At 42.6% G+C, this 23,096-nt stretch carries 16 protein-coding genes and 2 pseudogenes; 11 read left to right on the top strand and 7 right to left on the bottom strand.

Translation table 11 applies throughout. From position 1 onward, the window contains the following. Positions 1-185: 185 nt before the first annotated feature. From H6G86_RS08110 to H6G86_RS08085, 6 genes and pseudogenes are all read left to right on the top strand, one after another. Positions 186-1,016 (top strand): annotated as a pseudogene (locus H6G86_RS08110) (amino acid permease); the annotation flags it as partial. A gap of 1 nt (position 1,017) precedes the next feature. Beyond that, positions 1,018-1,164: pseudogene (locus H6G86_RS08105) on the top strand (class I SAM-dependent methyltransferase); the annotation flags it as partial. 421 nt (positions 1,165-1,585) lie between these two features. Then, positions 1,586-2,395 (top strand): glucose 1-dehydrogenase, encoded by an 810-nt coding sequence (locus H6G86_RS08100; protein ID WP_190933887.1) that lies wholly within the window; start codon positions 1,586-1,588, stop codon positions 2,393-2,395. A gap of 273 nt (positions 2,396-2,668) precedes the next feature. Continuing rightward, positions 2,669-4,078, top strand: a complete 1,410-nt coding sequence (locus tag H6G86_RS08095; RefSeq protein WP_190933886.1) for a glycoside hydrolase 100 family protein — start codon at positions 2,669-2,671, stop codon at positions 4,076-4,078. Between the two features lie 220 nt (positions 4,079-4,298). Continuing rightward, complete coding sequence (locus tag H6G86_RS08090) at positions 4,299-4,601, top strand: hypothetical protein (protein ID WP_163931535.1); 303 nt, start codon at positions 4,299-4,301, stop codon at positions 4,599-4,601. 105 nt (positions 4,602-4,706) lie between these two features. Then, positions 4,707-5,180: a hypothetical protein gene (locus tag H6G86_RS08085; RefSeq protein ID WP_190933885.1), complete on the top strand. Its 474-nt coding sequence runs from the start codon at positions 4,707-4,709 to the stop codon at positions 5,178-5,180. A gap of 57 nt (positions 5,181-5,237) precedes the next feature. Here H6G86_RS08085 and H6G86_RS08080 read toward each other — a convergent pair whose 3' ends face one another. After that, on the bottom strand, positions 5,238-5,420 hold the full coding sequence (locus H6G86_RS08080; RefSeq protein ID WP_012408316.1) for a hypothetical protein: 183 nt from the start codon (positions 5,418-5,420) through the stop codon (positions 5,238-5,240). Between the two features lie 123 nt (positions 5,421-5,543). After that, entirely contained in the window at positions 5,544-8,759 is a 3,216-nt protein-coding gene (locus H6G86_RS08075; protein WP_190933884.1) for a UPF0182 family protein, read from the bottom strand. Positions 8,760-9,517: 758 nt separating this feature from the next. Here H6G86_RS08075 and H6G86_RS08070 point away from each other — a divergent pair. The 3 genes from H6G86_RS08070 (at position 9,518) to H6G86_RS08060 (ending at position 12,902) form a co-directional block, all read left to right on the top strand. Further along, positions 9,518-11,581: a WD40 repeat domain-containing serine/threonine-protein kinase gene (locus tag H6G86_RS08070; protein WP_190933883.1), complete on the top strand. Its 2,064-nt coding sequence runs from the start codon at positions 9,518-9,520 to the stop codon at positions 11,579-11,581. Between the two features lie 442 nt (positions 11,582-12,023). Then, the gene (locus H6G86_RS08065) at positions 12,024-12,323 is read left to right on the top strand and encodes a WGxxGxxG family protein (protein ID WP_190933882.1); all 300 of its coding nucleotides are present in this window, start codon (positions 12,024-12,026) and stop codon (positions 12,321-12,323) included. A 384-nt stretch (positions 12,324-12,707) separates the two neighbouring features. Continuing rightward, positions 12,708-12,902 carry a hypothetical protein gene (locus H6G86_RS08060; RefSeq protein ID WP_163931519.1) on the top strand — a complete coding sequence of 65 codons (195 nt, stop codon included), beginning with the start codon at positions 12,708-12,710 and terminating at the stop codon, positions 12,900-12,902. Between the two features lie 43 nt (positions 12,903-12,945). Here H6G86_RS08060 and H6G86_RS08055 read toward each other — a convergent pair whose 3' ends face one another. Together H6G86_RS08055 and H6G86_RS08050 are read right to left on the bottom strand one after the other, a co-directional pair. Beyond that, a complete protein-coding gene (locus H6G86_RS08055; RefSeq protein WP_190933881.1) occupies positions 12,946-15,612 on the bottom strand; it encodes a chloride channel protein in 2,667 nt (888 codons plus the stop codon). A gap of 196 nt (positions 15,613-15,808) precedes the next feature. Continuing rightward, entirely contained in the window at positions 15,809-17,122 is a 1,314-nt protein-coding gene (locus tag H6G86_RS08050) for a TldD/PmbA family protein (RefSeq protein WP_190933880.1), read from the bottom strand. 53 nt (positions 17,123-17,175) lie between these two features. On the opposite strand from H6G86_RS08050, the gene H6G86_RS39450 reads away from it, so the two are divergent. Continuing rightward, on the top strand, positions 17,176-17,301 hold the full coding sequence (locus H6G86_RS39450) for a hypothetical protein (RefSeq protein ID WP_277883557.1): 126 nt from the start codon (positions 17,176-17,178) through the stop codon (positions 17,299-17,301). Positions 17,302-17,430: 129 nt separating this feature from the next. Here the strand turns inward: H6G86_RS39450 and H6G86_RS08045 are convergent, their stop codons facing one another. Beyond that, positions 17,431-18,291, bottom strand: coding sequence for a Tab2/Atab2 family RNA-binding protein (locus H6G86_RS08045; RefSeq protein ID WP_190933879.1), 861 nt, complete (start codon positions 18,289-18,291; stop codon positions 17,431-17,433). A gap of 277 nt (positions 18,292-18,568) precedes the next feature. Here H6G86_RS08045 and H6G86_RS08040 point away from each other — a divergent pair, with 277 nt between their 5' ends. Then, the gene (locus tag H6G86_RS08040) at positions 18,569-22,066 is read left to right on the top strand and encodes a leucine-rich repeat domain-containing protein (RefSeq protein ID WP_190933878.1); all 3,498 of its coding nucleotides are present in this window, start codon (positions 18,569-18,571) and stop codon (positions 22,064-22,066) included. Positions 22,067-22,169: 103 nt separating this feature from the next. On the opposite strand, the gene H6G86_RS08035 is transcribed toward H6G86_RS08040, so the two are convergent. Together H6G86_RS08035 and H6G86_RS08030 are read right to left on the bottom strand one after the other, a co-directional pair. Then, positions 22,170-22,511, bottom strand: coding sequence for a XisI protein (locus H6G86_RS08035; protein ID WP_190933877.1), 342 nt, complete (start codon positions 22,509-22,511; stop codon positions 22,170-22,172). Next, positions 22,499-22,912 carry a XisH family protein gene (locus H6G86_RS08030; protein WP_190933876.1) on the bottom strand — a complete coding sequence of 138 codons (414 nt, stop codon included), beginning with the start codon at positions 22,910-22,912 and terminating at the stop codon, positions 22,499-22,501. The genes H6G86_RS08035 and H6G86_RS08030 overlap by 13 nt, the downstream gene beginning before the upstream one ends. Positions 22,913-23,096: the final 184 nt, after the last annotated feature.

Below are 23,096 nucleotides of genomic sequence, written 5' to 3'. Positions count from 1 at the left end.
AGCTGCTTATCGAAGCAACTCACGATTCCCCACTATTAGTCAATCATTCTCTAGATTAATTTGATATTCTTTCCACCTTGCTATGAACAGCAAAATTGAAGCGATCGCTGTAGGTACATTGATCTGAATGTGGCGAGATGGATATTACCGCTTGAAGACATATTACTAATGATTGTCATTTTTGAGTCACATTTGTTTTTGGCGATTATGTTTCTCAGATATGGCAGCTAGGAACGTTTTCGTCTTCTATTTATGCAGCCATCGCGATCGCACTTTTAACTGCTTTGAACATCATCGGTTTGCAGCAGGGGAAGTGGACGCAAAACTTATTAAGTGCAGCAAAAGTTCTGGGTTTGTTGCTGGTAGTGATTCTTGGGCTTACCGCCATTCCTAATTCTGCCCTCCCTGTAGAATCTGCATCATCAGGAACCTGGGGATTAGCGATGGTGTTTGTGTTGTTGTCTTACGGCGGTTGGAATGAAGCGGCTTACATCTCCGCAGAAATTCAAGATGGACGACGTAACATTGTGCGATCGCTAATGTGGAGTATTGGGATCATCACAGCCATTTATTTGCTAATCAATCTGGCTTACCTACGGGGACTAGGATTAGCAAACATGGCCCAGTCGGAAGCAGTAGCCGCAGATTTAATGCGCTCTCTTTGGGGCGCACCGGGAGCCTTATTTATTAGTGTATGGATTGCGATCGCTACTTTAGGAGCAACCAACGCCACAATCTTTACTGGAGCGCGTACCAACTATGCACTGGGACAGGATTTTTCGCTATTTGGTTTTATGGGACACTGGAAACAGCGTCCAAGTAGTCCCACCTATGCCTTATTCTTGCAAGCAGCGATCGCTTTAGCACTGGTTTTTTTAGGCACGCTCACCCGCAAAGGCTTTCAAACAATGGTGGATTACACCGCCCCAATATTTTGGTTCTTCTTCTTGCTTTCTGGCATATCCCTGCTGGTATTGCGAATCCGTGAACCCCACATAGCACGACCATTCCGTGTGGCTGTTGAAAGAACTCAAACCTGGTAGTCGCATTGTCTCCCACGCCTTCGATATGGGCGATTGGAAACCACAGCAGACTCTAAATGTAGAGGGAAAAACTATTTATTACTGGGTAGTTCCTGAACAAGTACCAGCGAATTTGCGATAGGAACTAACCAATTCGTAATTCGTAATTAAGAGGCATCAGATTTAAGTTGAGTTTCTATCTCTTGGATCTGTAGCCTAATTTTTAAGAATTGATTTCTTGAAGAAGAATTCAGAATTCAGAAGTCAGAAGTCAGAATTGGCTAAACCTTAGCTATCCGCTAACAGGAGTCAGAATCAAGACGCTCGTTCCTTGCTCATAGCGTTGCTATGCCGCAGGGTTTACGCTACGTTATCCATTAGTCGCACAGAATACCCAACTGAATTCTGGCTCCTGACTCCTGAATTCTGTTTCGATAAATTAAAATTTTTTAACTTTAAATTACCTCCATTGGGGGTTGACAAAACAATTTTAGATATTTAAAAGAATAATCTAAAATTCAAAATTGTTTGACTAAGTTCAAATTCAAGCAAGGTCAGGAAATATGATAGGGTTAAAGGGGAAGAATGCTTTAATTACAGGTGCAACTTCAGGAATTGGTCAGGCGATCGCTATCAGACTCGCTCAAGAAGGGTGCAACATCGCCATCAATTATCGCAAAAGCCCAGAAGCGGCGGTAGACACAGAAGAAATGGCATTGCAAAAAGCCTGCGGAAATATCGAAAATTGTGGTGTGAAGTCACTACTGCTTCAGGGTGATGTCTCTCAAGAATCAGACATTATCGAGATGGTCAACACCGTAGTAAAGGAATTTGGCAGTTTAGATATTCTAATTAACAATGCTGGGATTCAAATAGAAAGTCCATCCCACGAAGTTACGACAGCAAACTTTGACCGAGTAATTGCAGTCAATCTCCGGGGTGCTTATCTCTGCGCCCGTGAAACTATTAAACACCTCCTATCTCTAAATCGTTCGGGGGTGATTATTAATATTTCCAGCGTTCACGAAATTATTCCGCGACCAATGTATATCAGTTATTCCATTAGCAAAGGTGGTATGGAAAACCTGACTAAAACCTTAGCTTTGGAATATGCTAACCGAGGTATTCGTGTCAACGCTATTGCCCCCGGAGCAACAATCACACCAATAAATCAAGACTGGATAGATAACCCTGAAAAAAAGGCGATTGTGGAAAATCACATCCCAATGGGACGTGCTGGCTCTTCAGAGGAGATGGCAGCCGCAGCAGCTTTTTTAGCTTCGGATGAAGCCGCCTATATCACCGGACAAACGCTATTTGTAGACGGTGGATTGACTCTATATGCTGACTTCCGGGAAACCTGGTCAGCTTGAGAAAGAGGCAAGGGAGAAGGGAGCAGGGGAGCAGAAAGGGGATTCGCCAACTCTTAGAGAAGCTGCACCAGCCAACGGCAGAGCTATGTGACCACCCCTGTTGCGTTAGCTTCCGGTAGAGTACGAGAACCACGCTTGGTTGTTGTGGGGGACTCAAACCCATTTTCTGCTCCACAGATGGAGAAAGAGGTCATTTTGCCCTGCCTTTTTGTTGAGTAAGGCTGGCGTACTTTCCATAATTAAGCCGATACATACCATTATTAGTGGAATTAAATGCCCATGACTAGCACCATCGATAAGAACAGTCAACTGGAAGCAGAAGCTTGGGAATTATTGGAAGAGTCGATAATTTATTACCAGGGAAGACCCATCGGGACTGTAGCCGCCCACGATCCGGAGGCAGATGCACTGAATTATGACCAGTGCTTTCTCCGCGATTTTGTCCCTTCTGCCTTGGTATTTCTCATGTATGGCAAAGCAGACATTGTGCGTAACTTCTTAGTAGAAACACTGAAATTACAAAGTCATGAAAAACAGATAGACTGCTTTGAACCGGGAGCGGGATTAATGCCTGCCAGTTTCAAAGTACATTCTAAAGGGAATGAGGAATTTTTGGTCGCTGATTTTGGTGAACTAGCGATCGCTCGTGTTCCCCCGATTGATTCTTGTATGTGGTGGATTCTCTTGTTACGAGCCTATGAAAAAGCTACAGGCGATTTGTCACTAGCGCGTCAGCCAGATTTTCAAGCCGGAATCAAACTAATTTTGGATCTTTGCTTAGTACATCGGTTTTCCATGTACCCAACAATGTTAGTTCCCGATGGCGCGTTTATGATTGACCGTCGTATGGGAGTCTACGAACATCCTCTAGAAATTCAGGTGTTATTTTATGCGTCCTTGAGGGCTGCTAGTGAATTGCTTTTATCAGATGGAGATGGCGATACTTACCTCGGCAAAGTCAATAGGCGATTGGGGCCTTTGAAATATCATATCCGCAACTATTATTGGCTAGACCTGAAGCGATTGGGGGAAATCTATCGTTACAAAGATAACGAATTTGGTAAAGAAATTGTTAATAAATTCAACATCAACTCAGAATCAATTCCTGGTTGGTTGACCGAGTGGTTGCCAGAAACGGGAGGATATTTAGCGGGAAATCTGGGGCCGGGACGGATTGATTTTCGCTTTTTTGCTCTGGGAAATCTGATGGCAATCTTAACTTCCTTAGCAAGCGAAAAAGAATCTCAAAGCATTATGAATTTATTCGCCCAACGTTGGCAAGACTTGATCGGCTATATGCCTGTTAAAATTTGCTTTCCCGCAATGGATGGTTTAGAGTGGAGAATTGTTACAGGATGTGACTCTAAAAACAGGGCTTGGTCTTATCACAATGGTGGCAACTGGCCAGTTTTACTGTGGTTATTTGCATCGGCGGCGCAGAAAGCAGGTCGAACAGAACTTGCTCAAGCAGCGATCGCTATTGCCGAAAGGCGTTTATTGAAGGATAAATTCCCTGAATACTACGATGGCAACAATGGCCGTTTAATTGGCAAAGAAGCCAGAATTTATCAAACTTGGAGCATTGCTGGATTGCTGGCTGCTAAAAAGTTTGTAGAAAATCCAGAGTATTTGGAACTAATCAGTTTTGCAGAGGGTCTTGAAGTCCCAGGCTGTAGCCTGTAGGTATTTAGCGGTGTCATTATCAGGGTGTCTCTACTAACTATTTCTCCAGTCCCCCCTAGTCCTAGACCTCTTATTTAATCATGAGAAGGGAAAAGTAACCTCAAATTCTCAAAGACTCGATAACTGATACACTATATTGTAAGAGGTATCTGAAGTGTCATACTTAGTAATATCATCAGATAGTCTTTGCATCCTTAACACGTTTTAACGTGTATAACACATGAAAACTACTTCAGATTTAATTCCAGAATTTGAAAAACTATTCAGACAAAAATTACAACTAAATAATTGTAAACTCAGAAAAAAAAGACAAGAGAATAATTACGAAATTATTACTCCAGCTAAAGACATTTTTTTGATGTATTGGTCTGAATTCCCAGAAGTTAGCTTAATATACCAGGCTGTCGGGGTACGTACTCAGCAGACTAGTGTTTATGAACGTGCTATCCGCTTGCACATTAGTTCTTGTTTGAGTAGTATTCAGGAAAATCCTACCTCTGAAACACCATTATTGGTGAAATAACTAATACTTAGATAATCCACATAATATTTACTAAACTCTCGCCAGTTTTTGTAATATAACTGACGAGGGTTTTTCACCTAAAATCTGTTGATCGTAGAGATAAAAATGCAATCTGAAAAAAATCAAGATCCAGATCAGCTAGATTATAAAACCTTGTTAGCCAATGCAAAGCAAGCCTTAAAACTTGAATATCAGAAATCAGCCGCTTTAGCGTCCCAACTGCAAACCATAAAAACTCAGTTAGAGCAAGTTCAGGCTGAAAATAAAACTCTCAGGGAAAGTGCTTATGAAGATGTAGTTAAGCACTTTGAGGCGCGGACTCAAGCAGCAGAAGCACTCGCATTAAAAACAGAAGTACACCAAAAATTCCTTGAAGCCAATGGTTGTAAGGATGATGAGAGCTTTGATACTCTATGGGATAACATTAAAAATAAGATTCAGATCCAAGACGGCGAAGTGAGAATCGTTGCTCAAAATGGCACTCCCAAATTCACCTTAACGGGTAGCATGATGACTTTGAGGGATTTTATTCAATCCCTCAAGAAAGACCCAATCTCGGAAAAATTTTTCTTGAGCTAGAGAGCCAAATTAATCAAAGGCTTTCGCTACAAGTAGACTAAAAATTGTAGCAGAAAGCTATTCATCTTCGTCTCCTGGCGGTCTTTCGCTCTCGCTTTGTTGGGCGTTCCACTCCAAAATAATGCGTTCCAACATCTCAGACTGCGTACAGCTATTAACATCCGCATACATTTTAATCAACTGCCTCACTTCGGGACTAATGTGACGGATCTCTAGTTGGTTATTTTGTAGCATGTCCATTAACTTTTAGTGTCTATTACATTATGTTGAACCATTAAACTATGTCTGTTGCAATAAATTTTGTTAATGGCGATCGCTCTTTGTCCCCTGCTATGTAATTATTTTTACTTTATAAATAACCTCTTAACCAGGTGGGGCTGCTTCTTCAAAGGGACGGATAATTGCAGGTGGTGGTGTAACTTCTGGTTTAAAAATTCCCTGTAAGGCTTGTTCTAAGGTTTGGGCCATGACAATCCGGTTTTCGTAAGCCACAACTACCCGTACCAGAGTTGGTAGACTATTCTGTGTGGCTTCTAGATAGATTGGCTCAACATAAAGCAGCGATTGCTCAATGGGAATTACTAATAGATTGCCTTGAATGGCTTTCGATCCTTGGCGATTCCACAGGGAAATTTGCTGAGAAATTACCGGGTCTTGGTTAATCCGCGCTTCAATTTGCTCTGTACCGTAGACCAGCCTTTCTTTTGGAAAAGTATATAACAATAACTTCCCGTAATTAACACCATCCGATCGCGCCGCTAACCAAGCGATTAAATTAGTCCGTTGTCTAGGAGTATAGGGTAGAAACAGAATAAACTCTTCTGTACGAGAGGCTGGGCCAACAACAGGTGCAGTGGGTAGACTAGTAATCAAATAGTATGGCTCTACCGGACGAGTTTCACTGCCATAGATTTCATTAGGAATCTGCCACTGGTCTTCCCGATTGTAAAATACCTGGGGATCGGTCATGTGATAGGTCATCAACCGCTCAGATTGAATTTTGAAAAAATCCACCGGATAGCGGGTATGACTGCGGAGATTAACAGGCATTGTACTGAGCGGTTTAAACATTTGGGGAAATATCCCTGACCAAGTGGCAATGATTGGATCGCTCTTATCTGCAATATAAAAATTGACACTGCCGTTGTAGGCATCAATCACGACCTTAACCGAGTTACGTATGTAGTTGATACCGTCGCTGCCAGTGTCTGAGTAAGGATAGCGATCGCTCGTCGTGTAGGCATCAATAATCCAGTAAAGATAACTGGGATTACTCGGGAAATCTTCATTAGCAGCAGCAGCTACTAAATAGGGATCGCTGTCAAATTTCAAAAAAGGTGCGATCGCTTGAATTCTTTGCTTGACATTTCGCCGCAGTAGCAATTTTGTCTCTGGTAAAAAGTCCTGCGTCAGCACCATCTGCCAATCTTTTAAATGCATGGCAAATAACCACCGTCGCCATGCTGAACCGATTTCCACACCACCCAGACCATCGTAAGAGTTGTAAACATTGTCGCTACCACTGGGGTAGTCTAACTCTCTAACTCTTGTGTTAGTCATTACGTAAGTATTGGCTATTTCACCGTAATAAATTCGGGGTTGACCAATGGGAATGCTTTTACGAATAGCTGCACTAGAAGTTGTGAGGGCACTACTATCATCACTAATATCTTTGACAAAATATTCTGGTAGTCCACCAGGCCCAACTGTATTAACTGGGCTAACAGTAAACCCAAAACCGTGGGTATAAATTAAATGGCGGTTAACCCATGTTTGAGCTTCCTGTGGTACAGCATTGTAGTCTAATTCTCGTGCAGCAATCAGTACCTGCCGCCGTTCTGTAGGTTCAGCGAAGAGGCAGGGGGCAGGGGGCAAGGGGCAGGGGGAAATTACCCCTGACTCCTGTCGTGGAGCAGAGCGCAACATAGGTCTGAGTCTCACACTTCTACTAAGTGGCTCTCGTGCATAGCGGGAAGCTAGCGCACCTGAATTATCCCCCTTGCTCCCTGCTCCCTGCTCCCTTGCCTCTTGTTCAATTGCCTCCTGCTTAAGTTCTGATGACTTTTGAGGCGCTGATGGTCGGGGTGAAGTTATATCTGTTTTTAGAGTATATCGATCAATATCGGCATCAGGGAACCGATAATACGGCCGAATTTGTTGCAGTTGACGGTTAGTTTCTAACAGTGGTCGCTGATCCCAAAGGCGGATATTCCGAATTGTCAAGTCATTCTTTTGAATATCAGCTTCAGTCAGTGTTCCTTGAGGGTTGAAGCCTGTGGAATCGATCGCTTCTAAATCGAATGCTTGGCGAGTCAAGGCGATAGTACGTTGAATGTAGGGTTGCTCTCGCTGCAACTCATTAGGTTGGACAATTAAATATTGCACTACCGTTGGTAAAACAACGTCAGCCGCTACAACTAATACTAAATAAATCCCCAACCCGTAAAATACCAAGGAACGATACCGAGATTTGGGTTTCCAGAAAAACGTTCGCCAAAGTAGGTAAAAGGCGATCGCTACTGCCACAACACATAAAAAGGTATAAGCTGGCAACTGGGCTGTCACATCTGTATAGCTAGCACCATAACTTACACCACGGCTAGAATACACAAGTTCATAGCGACTTTGCCAATAACTCAAAGCCACTACCAGCATTAATAAACCACCCATACCGAATAAATGACGCTGCTGCTGGGGCGAAAAACCAGGAAAAATCCCCTGGCTTAAACTATCCGCCGACAAAAGATAAGTAAGGGTAACGGCGACGAAACCATACAAACATAATCCCATCAGCCAAAGCTCTAACAGTTCCCAAAGGGGTAAAGAAAATATGTAAAAGCTGATATCTCGACCAAATAAAGGATCAGTGCTGTTGAAAGGGGTGGGGTGGAAATATTGCAGCACCTTTGGCCAGTGTTGGAATAGGATGAATGCAAAAATGGGACTGAATGTAATTGCGATCGCAGTGAGTAAAAATTGGGGATAGATTAAGATTGCGATCGCTACTCCCCCAATTAAACCGAGATACCAAACTTGAGAGAAAATCTGCCTCAAAAGTTGCCAGATTGTCTCTGGTCGAAATAGGGCGGGAATGGGTAAAATGCCCTGATTAACTGGAGAATGCCAGTAAGAAAAAGCAATTTGACCATAGTGAACCAACATCACCCCGATCAACAAGCTCAATATCAGGGTTAGGGGTAATAACCCGCGCAATCTCAATTTTTTAAAGCGTTGCGGTGTAAGTATCCGGGTTTCGTCGCGTCTTAAATAATGAGGGCTGAGAAAATTTGTTAATTCACTCGTGAGTTTTGCTTCCTCACGCTTAACTTCCTCAATCTTCAGAGACTGGGAATATTTTAGCCGTTGTGCCAGACCCAGATTTAGCAGTAGATAGACAGCAGTTATCCCAGCTACTGCTACCCACAAAACACCACGAGTCATCACCCTCAACAAAAATACTTGGAGGTAGCCGACTTCCTGAAACCAAAAAATCTCTGCTCCGACACGGGAACCGAGATCCAACAGTAACCCCAGCCCCAAGAATAAAATTAATAGTCTAAAGCCCCATTTCAAGATCATTCCTTGGCAGCCAAACTATCTGCAAAGCCAAACTTACCGCATCAACGAAGATATTTGATGCTTTCCCAAAAATTATTACTACTTTCTACGATAGCTGAATTCAGCGATACCTTAAAATTTCTATCCGAAAGTCAAAGTTTAGTTTATGCACTTTACAAAAGAATCATGTCATGTATAAACGTAAACAAGGCGATGTGCAACTTATTCTTAGAACCCCACTTCCATTTCTCTCCCCGAAAGGTCGAGAGGCTTTGATTGTTGCTCCCCAACGCTAGCTCTTAAGGGGCTAGGGGTTAGGTTTGAAAGAAAGTTGCACACAGCGCTAAATAGCTCGTTTCAGGTTTTATTAATCATTCTTTGATAGGAAATACACTCAGGCGCTAGGGGTAATTCATGTAGATGCAAAGGGGTAAGCCATTTCGGTGAACGGGTTCTTTGGCATCAAGGAACTGGCATTAGCATACTCCTGCGCGTAAAGCTTACCGATTGCCCTGACGACAAATATGATTTTAAAAATCATCCATATTTGGTATTTCCTATCATGCGTAAGTATTATATTATTGTTCATTTTATGCAAATAAATTCTTCAAAAGGTATCGCTTAAGCACAACTTTTTTCAAATTATTTAAATTCTTCAATACCTGATGAGGTAAGGAAATTGGGGATATGTATAGGTTCTCAGTGAGATTAATTAAGAACAGAGATAATACTGCATGACTTAAGATGAATATATACTCCCATTCAAATGGATTCCCAGTATGCTCTGTTGTGTGAATCCCGATTGCCAAAAACCCCTAAATCCTGATAAAAACAACTATTGCCATAGTTGTAGAGCAGAATTAATACCCCTGCTGGGAGGTCGCTATCGTCCCACTCAGGTGTTATCAGATGAGGGCGGATTTGGTAGAACCTATTTAGCAGAAGATGTACACAAGCTGAATGAATGCTGTGTTGTTAAGCAATTTGCCCCAAAACTTCAGGGGACTGGGCCACTAACAAAGGCCATTGAACTATTTAAACAAGAAGCAAGCCGACTACAAGAACTCGCCGAACATCCACAAATTCCAACTTTATTGGCTTATTTTGAGCAAAATAGCTATCTGTTTTTAGTGCAGCAATTTATCGATGGGCAAAACTTGCTTAAGGAATGGGAAAGGCGCGGAAACTATAGTGAAACACAGATTCGTGAACTGTTGCTAGATTTACTGCCCGTACTGAAGTTTACCCATGTGCGGGGAGTGATTCATCGGGATATCAAACCACAAAATATTATTCGTCGTCAAAGTGACGGGCGATTAGTGCTAATCGATTTTGGAGCCTCTAAGCAGCTGACAGCAACAGTGCAGACTAAAATGGGTACTGTTATTGGCTCACACGGTTACACTGCACTTGAACAGATGCAAGATGGTAAAGCTTACCCAGCAAGTGATTTATTCAGTTTGGGGGCAACTTGTTTTCATCTACTGACTGGGGTTCGTCCATCTCAACTGTGGATACAACAAGGCTATAGTTGGGTTGGGTCTTGGCGACAATATTTAATCAGTCCAGGTAGGGATGGGGTTTCTGTGTCTATAGAGTTGGGTGAAGTTTTGGATAAGCTGTTGCAACTAGATATCCAAAAGCGTTACCAATCGGCTGATGAAGTCATCACTGACTTGACACCTGGGCTATCATCATCTTCATCACTGCCCATAACTCTACTTACACCAACATTTGCGTCTACTCCAGCAAACAAAAAGCCAGTTTTACCAAAACTAAATAAGACATTAAAAAGTCAACTGCTGTTAATTTCTAGCATTGTGGTATTGGGATTGGGGGGAGTTTGGTATTTCCAGACTCGTCCCCATACTATGAGCGAATATTCTCCGTCTAATTCTCCGCCTAGTTCTTTGCCTATTTCTTTGCCCTCAAAAAGCGATTTTCTACCCAAAGCCTTCAAGGGGCATTCCAGCGATGTGAATTCTGTAGCTTTCAGTCCTGATGGCACAACCCTTGGTAGTGCCAGTGATGATAAGACAATCAAGCTATGGAATCTGAGCAGTGGAGAGGAAATCCACACTTTAGAAGGACATTCCACTTGGATTTGGACTATAGCTTTCAGTCCTGATAGTAAAACCCTTGCCAGTGGTAGTGCAGACAAGACAATCAAACTGTGGAATGTGGAGACAGGAAAGTTAGTCCGCACCTTAGAGGGAAATACCGACGGAGTTACTTCTGTAGCTTTCAGTCCTGATGGGAAAACTCTTGCCAGTGGTACTGCTAGTAAGGATATAAAAATCAAACTGTGGAATCTGGAGACAGGAAAGTTAATCCGCACTTTAGATGGACATACTGATGGTGTTTCATCTGTGGCTTTTAGTCCTGATGGCAAAACCCTAGCTAGTGGTAGCTGGGATAAGACAATTAAATTGTGGAATCTAAATACAGGTAAGGAAATCCGCACTTTAAAAGGAAATGCAGAGTCGATTCTTTCAGTCGCTTTTGCACCTGATGGTGTTACCCTTGCCAGTGGCAGTAAAGACAAAACAATTAAATTGTGGAATCTAAATACAGGTAAGGAAATCCGCACTTTAAAGGGACATAAAGATAAGGTTAATTCTGTTGCCTTTTTGCCCAGTGGAACTCAAAATGGCCTTACCCTTGTCAGTGGTAGCAGTGACAAGACAATTAAACTGTGGAATCCTTTAACAGGTAAGGAAATTCGCACTTTAGATACAGGTTCTGGATATATTTATGCGATCGCCATCAGCCCCGATGGAGAAACTATTGCTGGTGGTGGAAGTGGTGAAAATATTCTCAAGATTTGGCAGCCGATTCACTGAAAAATGCAATGATTTTTAGAGCAATTGATAGATAATGCAATACAAGTTTTAGTATAAATATTAATTATGGGTATGCACATTTGCAGCATCAAATTTCCACACAAAAATGCCAAGTAAAATCTATAAAATCATCCCGCATTTATTTATTTAGCCCACCACTGAACAGAATTAGTGTATTTTCTGCCTTCAATATCAACATCTGTCATAGCTGAAGAGGTAATTTTTTCTTCTGTGATCGAGCTGGTTTTAATGCGATCGCTGACTTTATTATTGCCTAATTTAATAGGCTTGGTAATATAATCTATACCAAAATGCTTATTTAATCGATTGCAAATGCATCTTTAAGTTGATTTATATTTGCAGCTAAAGATTGATGCTGGCGTTGTCAAAACTTAATATGCTTTAACTATTAGTTGTAGCAATTCAATTGAGGAATGTGATCGTGAAACGCTTTAATGTCTCCAAAATTCTAGGAAGTACTGTTCTAGCTCTAAGTTTGGCTACCTTGCCCACAGTTATGCCCGCTTCTGCTCAGACAACAACAGCTCCTGATGGTACTGCTACAAACACTACTACAGACCGCCCTGCTACCGATCGAAATTATCAAGATGGGGATTGGGGTTTGTTGGGCTTGCTCGGTTTATTTGGTTTATTGGGTCGCAAGAACCGCAAAGCTGATGATAATGTAGCTTATCGTGATCCTAATGTGGTCGGTTCCCCTGGCTCCCGTTCTAACTATTAATAATAAGTTGCATTCTAATTTTGCATAATTCTTAAAAATTATTACGGGTAAAGCCTGCATCAGCAGGCTTTATTTGTATGTTTACATAAATCCAACCTTTGGGGAGTAAGGACGTATCACAATACTTGTCGGTTAAGGGGGAAAGGGGAAGGGGAAAAGGGGAATAAAAAACCTTTAACCTTTTCCCCAAACCAAATTCTGAGTTTAAAATGCTTAACCGAGTAGTATTGGGACGTATCAAGTTTCCTTGGTTCAGTTGTTAATTAGGATTTTCCAAAAATAAAATTGGCGAACAAAACAGCACCATTAAGTTTCTAATTTTAGCCAGTTTCGTGCAAACTTAGTAAAGTTAGTTAGTGGTCATTAGTTATAATTTAAATAAAAATGGAAGATTCAGTATTTATTATATTTCTTTCCTTTGGATTTATTTGGGTTTTGATGGGAGTTGTAGGTTGGATTGCGTTTCTAAAATCTGAGGGTGAAGAAATTAAGTTTGGAAAATGGGGACTGATAGTTGCTATTCCAATCTTAATTCCAATAATTTTTACTTTGATTATTGGTGTTCTTTATCATAGATAAAGACAGTAATTATATCGTAATATTATGTCAACCGCAGATAAACCTAAGTAGTTCGCTTGTGAATTGCACCCCTGACCAAAATCACTGTACTTTCTACACCAGAGGCGATCGCTTCGGGAATATTACCTTGAATTGCCTGCTGCAATAATCCTTCGCGTGATGCTCCCAAAACTACAACATCGTAACCCTCGGTTTTCACTAGGTTAATCACACCTTCAGCTACTGAATCAGCTTGCACTGGGAGCGCAACTACAGTACTAGATAATTTTTGCCGTCGCATCAAATGGCGAATAGCTTGTTCTGAAATTGACATGTCCGGCTTGAATTCAAATGGCTTAAACACCTGTGTCAAGTGAATTTGCGGTTCATTCCCCAATGTAATTAAAGCAGGTAATAACTTAATCGCTAGCGGAGAATTGGGGCCACCAGCCATTGGCACTAGCCAACGGTTAAAGGAGTGCTGAGTGGGGAGTGGGGAAGGTGGGGTCCCCTCAGGGGATAAGGGGTAATGATGAGTAGTGCCTAATTTTACTAACACGACTTCGCAGGTGGCTTGGCGAATTATGTTGTCTACAACGCTGCCAAAAATCCGACCAGGGGTAGATGTGTTACCTTTCCATCCCATTAAAATTAGGTCGATGTGTTGTTCGTTGATTGTCTCTAAAATTGCTTGGGCTACATCGTGGGTAACTCGAATCTGCGTGTGCAAGGGGATTTTCCACTTTTTTGCTAAGACTTCCGCCTGTCTTAGCAAGCGGCGACTTTTTGCCGTTCTTACTTGTGTTTCTGATGGGGAACTGTGGCGGGGTATGAGCATAACTTGCACGCAATCTATTTCATAATGGCGATCGCGGGCAATAGCTGCTGCCATTTGTAATAAAACACCTGCGGTTTCGGGATTAGCTACTGGGACTAATAATCTACCGCTACCGGTGCTAGGCGATCGCGTTTGGTAAACTATGTATGAAGGTTCTGGTTGCAGCTTAGGAGTTCCATTTCCACAATTGAGATGATCTGCTTCCGCACGAATAATATCTGCACGGGTAATAATCCCGATCAGTTTCCGTCCATTCACCACTGGTAAGCGACTGATTTGATAGCGATCGAGTAAATACAACACATTACCCAGAGTGTGAGTCGGTGTCACCGTCATCGGGACAGGTGTCATAATTTCTTTTAAGAAAATATCGGCTAAATTGCGTTCGTGGAGCGTGTGCTTTGCACTCTCGCGAATTTTCAGTAAATCTGATTGCGTCACAATCCCTACTAACTTGTTATCTTCTACCACAGGAAAACCGCGATGATGGGAACGAGCAAAGGCCTGCATTGCTTCTTCTAAACTCATCTCTGCATCCAGAGTTTCCACTCGTTCTTGCATCACATCTTTTGCAGTTAACTTGGTTAATGCGCCCTCCATCGGAACTTGTTTGGTGAGAATAATTCCTTTTAACTCCAAAAGTTTCTCATAAAGCGAACCGGGGACTACCTTATCCGCAACCAGATAAGCTGCTACAGAAACAATCATTAAAGGTAGTACCAGATTGAAATCTGTAGTCATTTCAAACACAATCACAATTGCTGTGATTGGCACTTTGGAAACGGCGCTAAAAAATCCACCCATCCCCGCTAGGGCGTAAGTAGTCGGAGAACCAACTCCAGTGATATATAACTCAGCTACACCGATGATATGTCCTAAACAAGAACCCAAAATCAGACTGGGAGCGAATAATCCCCCCGGCGCTCCCGAACCAAATGCTATGAGTGTGAGGATGAATTGGGCGGTAAAGGCGATCGCTGCTAATGTAGGTTGTGAACCTCCAGTAATTAAGGACTCCCGTAATCCTGTATTATCACGGAAGGATGCAGGGAGCATAGCTACGACAACACCAGAGATAAATCCAGCTAAAGCCACTCGCAGGGGTAAGCTAATATGTAATCTTCTATAAAATTTAATACTAAATATTAAGCCGCTATGAAACAATGCACCCAACAATCCTGCCAAGATACCTAACAGTACGAAAAAGGGAATTTCTGGGATAGAAAATTGGCTGGAAGATTGCGTTAATTGCAGGTTAAGGTCAAAAGAGCCACCACCTAAGAGGCGGGATATCACCCCACCAATAAAGGAGGCGATAATGGCAGTTCCCAGAGTCAATCCTGATAAATCTTGGAGTAACTCTTCAACGATAAATAATACACCTGCGATCGGAGCATTGAAAGCAGCAGCCAAACCCGCACCCGCTCCTGCTGCAATCATTTGCCGTCGATGATCTGGGGAAGTGGGAACCCAACGACTCATCCCTGCTGCCAAACCTGCCCCTACTTGGACAGTAGGGCCTTGCCGTCCTAGAGTCATGCCGGAACCGATGGCGATGATGGCACTGAGTAACTTCACACCTGCCACCCGCCAAGATAATGTCATAGGCACATTAGCGAGGGAAGCTTTGACTTGCGGAATACCGCTACCAGAAGCCTCTGGTGCCAATCTATCCACCATCCATCCAGCGAGAAATCCCAGAACAAGACCAATTATAGGTAGTACCAGCCATGCCGGGAAAAGATGGGTAGTATGGACTCGCCATGTCCCCAGCCATCCCGATCCTACTTTCAGGAACACCGCAGATAGGGCAGCAACCAAACCGATAACACAAGCTTCGGCGATCGCTAAACCTCTTCTAGGCTGCCACCAGGTGCGAAAACGCTGATTCATACCAATTTTGGATTTTAAATTTTGGATTACAAATCTTTCCTAAAAAGCTGTTTAGTGGAATCCTAGAGGATGGTTTAAAAGTCTATCTCAAGGCCCAGATCCCCGACTTCTTTAAGAAGTCGGGGATCTTGTTATTCACAAATAATTTAGGATCGCTGTACAAAAGCACTCTCCCCAATTACGAATTAAGAATTATTTAATTACTTCTCCCCGTGGTAGATAGCCCTTCTACTATCAGAGATGGAGTATAACAAGAACCATTCCAGTCACCATCATTGCCTAGGGCAACCAATTGCTTCAGGGCTGTGTAAACATTACCTGCAACCATAGTATCCTTAACGCGCCCAATTACTTGACCATTTTGGACGCGGTAGCCTAAATCGACATTGATCGAAAAATCTCCAGAAATACTGCCACCATCACCAAGCATTTGATCCACAATCAAGCCATCATCTAGTTGTTGAATCAAATCTGGTAACGATGCCGAACCTGGCTGGATGAGAAAATTAAATAAACCAGGGGTGGGATAGCTGCCCAAACCAGGGCGAAAACCATTTCCAGTAGTGTCAGTACCCAGTTGGCGGCCGGTGGTGCGATCGCCATAGAAATGCTGTAAGATTCCGTTTTGGATAAATACTAAAGATTGAGTCGGAGTACCTTCATCATCAAAAGGGCAACTGTAAGGGCCAGCATCTGGATCTTGGTAAAGAGTGAGACTGGATGCAACAACTGGGTTCCCTAAACGTTCTGCCCAAGGTGAAGATACTTCTAAGACTTGCTTGCCATTCAAAGCGGCTTGCACAGTACCCCAAAGCATATCAGCAGCTTTAGAAGTGAACAAAATCGGCACACGACCAGTAGGGGGTGAGACATTTTCTCTGGCCCAAATTAGCCGTTGTAAAATTTGGTTAGCTAATCTTTCAGGGTGAAGTTCCCCCCGCTTGGTTTGACCATCAGCAACACTTAAAAAATCATCACCACGTACCCATTCTGCTGATACATAGCAGTTGAGGGTAGTATCGGTGTAGTAACAATCTAAACCTTTAGTGTTGACTATTCTGGTAGTTTCAATATCACATTCCCAGTCACCATTGCACACAACATCGGGATAGACATCGCGGATGAGTGCGATCGCTTCTTTGCCCCAGTCTACCAAAATCTCTATCGGTACACTTTCTCCTAAATCTGGGTAGGAGGGCTGAAAGTTAGAGCCTAATTCTACAGTTTCCGGTTCATTCAGGTGGCTTAATGCCAGAGCTTTTTCCACCATCACTTCGGCTAAGACAGAACCGTAAGCCACCGTCAGCCCCGGACGACCGTTTCGCCAAAGCCGTAGTGCTGTACCTTCAGATTGGTTGGTTTCTAGCTGTTTGAGTCGGTTTGCCTCAAAAAACACTGGACGAGAAAGCGATCGCGACTGATACACCTCAGCAGCTTCTGCTCCAGATTTTATAGCTAGTTCCAGCAACTGTTCGGCTAGTGTATCTTGTGACAAATTTTCAGAACCCATGACCCTTAGTGAATTGTGGATTTTGAACCGCATATGAGCGCACCTTGGAGAAAGTGCGATCGCTAAAAACCAACGATCGGGCTTTCTGCCGATGGACGCAGATAACTATCCAAAAATCATCAGCGTTTCCTTACAGTTACGATTTGGAACCGCAGATCAAAACTGATGAACGCAGTTAATTATCCCAAATCATTGTCATGTCTCAACGGATCTAGTCATTTGTCATTTGTCATTTGTCATTGGTCATTAGTCCCCAATTCCCCATTCTCCATTCCCCATTCCCAATTCCCAATTCCCAATCCCCATCTTCAAAGATTAACCTCTTGCAATAGCCAAAAACCAGCAAAAGATTCTGCTTTGGGATCAGACTGTATACCAATAAAATGCACTCCGTTAGCTTTTTGCTTGGCTTCTTCAAAACCTTTGGCCTCTGCCAAAACTTGAGGTTTTTTGATATTTGCCACAATCCAGCTTTCATTAACCCCCGTTTCTAAAAGCAATCTCGGCTCTTCACTGGTGTCAAATCTTAAGAAAGCCAACTCCAAACCAGACATCCAGCCAGCCAAGGGTAATGCTCTCGGTGAGAAAATCAAAATACCAGGAATACGGGCTTCGGGTGAAACTTTCACCAATTCTAAAGGGAAAGCTTCACCAAAGCCAATTTCCCACTCTGGCATCTCTGCTAAATCCGCAGCATCCAAGGTAACAAATACCCACTGTTGCCCTTCCAAAGCATCTGGTAAACGTTGCGGCAAAGGTTTCTCCAAGCGGACTGAGGGATTAGTCCCCCCTTGATACCCTGCCTCTTGAGGATACACTTCCTTCATCCGCTCTTCTAGCCATTGGTTAAGAACCAAAGTACGGCGACTAGGCTGGGCGGGAATGCCTATATCTTGGCAGGCTTTAGTAATCATGTTGTTCATTTGGCGGCGGAAAAAGCGGATTTTAATTGGTGCTTTTCCAGCTTGGTTAATAGCCTCTTGCAATGCTGTCCGCAACCAGCCCGAGTTTACCTGGGTACTGGGACAATATTGAGCATAGCGAAACAAAGAATCTGGTTTTGTGCCTATATCCAAGGGGCTTTCGCAGACCAAGACTTCCCAAATTTTTTTCTGATTATCGTCCAAAATCGGACGGGAGTAAAAATCGATTTCCCAAATACTGCCCATGTTTTGCGGTAAAAATCTGGCTGTTATGTTTTCCTGATATGTAGATCATACGAGTGTTGGGGCAGCATGGAGCATTGGGCATTGGGAACTTGTACTGAGCGCAGTCGTAAAGCCTGCGGCATAGCTACGCTTAGGGCGCAGCCTCTCGTAGATAAGTATGGGGAATGGGGCATTGGGCATTAAGAAGAGACAAGGGAGACTTGTTCTGCAATTACTTCGAGCAGTTGAGTCCTCTTATTCATGACAACAAAATCTCTGTCCCTTATTTCATCCTAACTTGAAATTTTATAGTAATTATCCTAAGTTGGATATTAGTGGCAATCCTTTAGAGAGCATTCCCGATGTGGTAACGCAAATACTACATTTAGAGGAACTTATCTTAATTCGAGTAGAGCTAACTGAAATACCTGATGCGATCGCTAATTTAACCAATCTGACAAGCCTTTACCTCAGTTACAACCAAATAACCCAGATTCCAGAGGCGATCGCTAATTTAACCAATCTGACGCAGCTTCACCTCAATAACAACCAAATAACCCAGATTCCAGAGGCGATCGCTAATTTAACCAATCTGACGAACCTTTTCCTCATTTACAACCAAATAACCCAGATTCCAGAGGCGATCGTTAATTTAACCAATCTGACGAACCTTTTCCTCAGTAACAACCAAATAACCCAGATTCCAGAGGCGATCGCTAATTTAACCAATCTGACGCAGCTTCACCTCAATAACAACCAAATAACCCAGATTCCAGAGGCGATCGCTAATTTAACCAATCTGACGAACCTTTTCCTCATTTACAACCAAATAACCCAGATTCCAGAGGCGATCGTTAATTTAACCAATCTGACGAACCTTTTCCTCAGTAACAACCAAATAACCCAGATTCCAGAGGCGATCGCTAATTTAACCAATCTGACGCAGCTTCACCTCAATAACAACCAAATAACCCAGATTCCAGAGGCGATCGCTAATTTAACCAATCTGACGCTGCTTCACCTCAGTAACAACCAAATAACCCAGATTCCAGAGGCGATCGCTAATTTAACCAATCTGACAAGCCTTTACCTTTATAGCAACCAAATAACCCAGATTCCAGAGGTGATCGCTAATTTAACTAATCTGACAAGCCTTTACCTCTTTAACAACCAAATAACCCAGATTCCAGAGGCAATCACTAATTTAACCAATCTGACAAGCCTTTACCTCAGTTTTAACAACCAGATAACCCAGATTCCAGAGGCAATCGCTAATTTAACCAATCTGACGCAGCTTCACCTTAGTTCTAACCAAATAACCAAGATTCCAGAGGTGATCGCTAATTTAACCAATCTGAGGGAGCTTCACCTCAGTGACAACCAAATAATCCAGATTCCAGAGGCAATCGCTAATTTAACCAATCTGAGGGAGCTTCACCTCAGTGACAACCAAATAACCCAGATTCCAGAGGCGATCGCTAATTTAACTAATCTGACGCAGCTTCACCTCCGTTCCAACCAAATAACCCAGATTCCAGAGGCGATCACAAATTTAACCAATCTGACGCAGCTTCACCTCCGTTCCAACCAAATAACCCAGATTCCAGAGGCGATCGCTAATTTAACCAATCTGACGCAGCTTTACCTCAGTTACAACAAAATAACCCAGATTCCAGAGGCGATCGAAAGTTTGCCGAAATTGGAAAAACTAGATTTACGGGGAAATCCGCTTCCTATTTCACCAGAGATATTAGGATCTTCTGATGATGTTGGTTCAGTTGAAGACATTTTCAATTACTTGCGATTAGTGCGTAGCGGTGAAGTGCGTCCACTCAACGAAGCCAAACTCTTGCTCATCGGACAAGGCAGCGTCGGCAAAACATCGCTCATCGAGCGACTAATCCGCAATAAATATGATAAAAATCAACCCCAAACCGACGGACTCAATGTAGAAACTTGGAACGTGCAGGTCAATAGCAAAGACATCCGCCTCAATGTTTGGGACTTTGGGAGACAGGAAATTTATCATGCCACCCATCAGTTTTTCCTGACTAAGCGCAGCCTCTATCTCCTAGTCTGTAATTGTCGCACCAGCGAAGAAGAAAACCGCATCGAATATTGGCTGAAACTAATCGAAAGCTTCGGCGGACAGTCCCCCGTGATTATCGTTGGCAACAAAAAAGACGAACAACCCCTCGACATCAACCGCAAGGCATTACGCGAAAAATATCCCAACATCCAAGACATTATCGAAACCTCATGCCAAAACAATATCGGCATTGATGAACTTCGCACTGCTATCTTCCAGCAAGTCGGCAAACTCAAAGAAGTCTACGATCTTCTACCCCTGACATGGTTTGAGGTTAAACAACAACTCGAATCCATGCCCCAAGACTTCATCACCTACAGCAGTTATATCGGCATCTACTACAAAAACAATATTCCTGAAGAACAAAACCAAGAGCAACTCATCGATCTCCTCCATAGACTCGGCTTAGTTCTCAACTTCCGCGATCATCCCATCCTCAAAGATACCAACGTCCTCAAACCCAACTGGGTGACAGAAGGCATTTACGCGCTCCTGAGCGATGAAAACCTCAAAACTAAAACCAAAGGCATTTTCACCCCCGCCGATCTCATCCGTATCCTTGACCCAGAGCGCTATCCCACCCAGCGTCATGGCTATCTGATTGAACTGATGAAAGAATTTGAGCTTGGCTTTGAATTAGCTTGTCACCCACCACAATTTCTGATTGCGGGACTTTTGCCCAAAGACCAACCAGACGAAACAGAACTAGAAGCCGAAACCCTGGAATTTCAATACCATTACAAAGTTCTCCCCGAAAGCATCATTTCCCGCTTCATCGTCAACACCCACGAAAAAATTCATAAGCAAATCTATTGGCGCAGTGGCGTAATGCTGCAATATCAAGAAAACAACGAAATCTACAACATCGCTCGCATCAAAGCCGATCCCGAAGATAAAAAAATCTTCATCACCATTAGTGGACGTAAAGAAACCCGCCGCTTATTTCTCGGCATCCTCCGCGATGTCTTCAAAAAAATCCACAAAAGTCTCCCCAATCTCGAAATCACCGAATGGGTTCCCGTTCCCGGCCATCGCAACCATCCACCCCTCGATTACCAAGAACTCCTCGGACTCGAATCAATGGGTGAAAGCATAATAACCATCGGCAAACTAAAATTAAAACTCGATTTACGTCAACTTTTAGATGGCTATGAATCAGTAGAATCGCGTCGAAAATCACAAAAAGCAGATAATGATTTAGATGATAGGACTGCTTATGAAGATATGCGAGATATTGCTAAACTAGCTGTCAGCAGAGAAATTAAAATTAATAATAATAATAAAGCCGAGGCAAATGCTATGTCAGAAAATCCTCAATTCACAAACAACTTTCAAGGCGCAAACATCGCCAACCTTGCGAACCAAGTCAAAGACAACGCCAGTCAGCAAGCCTCTAACTTCAACCAAACAAGCGGCGCAAGCGTAGCAGAACTAATGCAACTGATCGGCAACTTACGCCAAACTGCTGCCCAATTTCCACCAGAAACCCACGACGACATTATCATCGATATTGATGATGTAGAAGTAGAAATTCAAAAGCCAGAAAAAGAACGCAATTTACCCAAACTCAAAAAGCGTCTAGTAGCTTTACTAGCTGCTGGTACTCTAGTCGCTGCCCCGATTGCAGGTATGACAAGCTTTACAAAGGATGTTATGGAAATAGGAAGCAAGTTAGGTATAGAACTAAAGCTTCCCCCTGTTAAATAGACTTTTCTAACTCTAGAGGCGATCGCATAGGTTGAAATGATACCCGCCTTTGACTTGATGAAAATTGAACTAGCGATCGCTATTCATCAATCAATATTTAAACTTAACCTACAGCAAACTCAGTATCAGAGCGCACCCTAGCAGGTTGAAAACCTAAAACTATATCTTCATGTGGTACACCTAATTTTAATAACTCATAAGCGATACCATCTTCCGTACCATCATATTGAATCCAAATTTTGCCATTTTTAATATCCAAATGTAGCAAACATCCATAATCCCTGATATCATTCTGCGTCCAACCCACATACACTAATTGATAGTGATCGCGCTCCGTATCAAAAATAGGTTGAGCCTCAACATCTTTTGCCGATTTCATTGAGCGATCGGCTTTTGCTTGGATTAGTTGTTGAATATATTGCCTGTAGAGAGCTACTTTATCCATTGCTCAATCGTCTCCTTTTCTAAGTCATAAACTAAAAGTTTAATTTGACTGCGTTGTACCACACTATTAATAAAGGCTAAGTTAAAAAAGCTTTGATAAACAAAACGAGGTACTGCTAAATATAAAATTCGTTCTGGATCTTTATCTTCTAAAGCATAGCGATAATCTAAAAACTGTCCATGCGCCAAGTGAAAATCAGAAATCCTTGAGGGACTAATAAAACTTTTCACCTCAACCGCAATTTTATCATTTCCCCTTTCGGCACCAATAATCTGTTCCGCCCCAATGTCTATATACATTTCAACTCCGCCTATACGCAATTCGTATGGATCGTGAGTTATTTGCCATCCGTCTTTTTCAAGAGCGCGTTTAACTTGCTCATGATACAAATCTTTTGCCATATTATAGGTTGTGTTGAGAAACTTGAGCGATCGCTAACAAATCACGGCACTAGTACACCACACCAACTTTGATAGGTAAATAAGTTCGTAGTTAGGACTTTAGTCCTTAATTCGAGCGCTAAAGCGCTCACTACAAACCAAGCATTGTTGACTTGGCGCACTACTAGTGGTCTATCGCATTAGT

The sequence above is a fragment of the Nostoc sp. FACHB-133 genome (assembly GCF_014698055.1).
Taxonomy (GTDB): domain Bacteria; phylum Cyanobacteriota; class Cyanobacteriia; order Cyanobacteriales; family Nostocaceae; genus Nostoc.
The sequence above is the reverse complement of the archived record's forward strand: the minus strand, read 5'-3'. Positions and strand labels throughout refer to the sequence as shown.

What these genes read in the sequence shown, in the direction of transcription:
- H6G86_RS08100 (WP_190933887.1), top strand. Translation starts at nt 1,586, where the DNA reads ATGATAGGGTTAAAGGGGAAGAATGCTTTAATTACAGGTGCAACTTCA.
- H6G86_RS08095 (WP_190933886.1), top strand. Translation starts at nt 2,669, where the DNA reads ATGCCCATGACTAGCACCATCGATAAGAACAGTCAACTGGAAGCAGAA.
- H6G86_RS08090 (WP_163931535.1), top strand. Translation starts at nt 4,299, where the DNA reads ATGAAAACTACTTCAGATTTAATTCCAGAATTTGAAAAACTATTCAGA.
- H6G86_RS08085 (WP_190933885.1), top strand. Translation starts at nt 4,707, where the DNA reads ATGCAATCTGAAAAAAATCAAGATCCAGATCAGCTAGATTATAAAACC.
- H6G86_RS08080 (WP_012408316.1), bottom strand. Translation starts at nt 5,420, where the DNA reads ATGGACATGCTACAAAATAACCAACTAGAGATCCGTCACATTAGTCCC.
- H6G86_RS08075 (WP_190933884.1), bottom strand. Translation starts at nt 8,759, where the DNA reads ATGATCTTGAAATGGGGCTTTAGACTATTAATTTTATTCTTGGGGCTG.
- H6G86_RS08070 (WP_190933883.1), top strand. Translation starts at nt 9,518, where the DNA reads ATGCTCTGTTGTGTGAATCCCGATTGCCAAAAACCCCTAAATCCTGAT.
- H6G86_RS08060 (WP_163931519.1), top strand. Translation starts at nt 12,708, where the DNA reads ATGGAAGATTCAGTATTTATTATATTTCTTTCCTTTGGATTTATTTGG.
- H6G86_RS08055 (WP_190933881.1), bottom strand. Translation starts at nt 15,612, where the DNA reads ATGAATCAGCGTTTTCGCACCTGGTGGCAGCCTAGAAGAGGTTTAGCG.
- H6G86_RS08050 (WP_190933880.1), bottom strand. Translation starts at nt 17,122, where the DNA reads ATGGGTTCTGAAAATTTGTCACAAGATACACTAGCCGAACAGTTGCTG.
- H6G86_RS08045 (WP_190933879.1), bottom strand. Translation starts at nt 18,291, where the DNA reads ATGGGCAGTATTTGGGAAATCGATTTTTACTCCCGTCCGATTTTGGAC.
- H6G86_RS08035 (WP_190933877.1), bottom strand. Translation starts at nt 22,511, where the DNA reads ATGGATAAAGTAGCTCTCTACAGGCAATATATTCAACAACTAATCCAA.
- H6G86_RS08030 (WP_190933876.1), bottom strand. Translation starts at nt 22,912, where the DNA reads ATGGCAAAAGATTTGTATCATGAGCAAGTTAAACGCGCTCTTGAAAAA.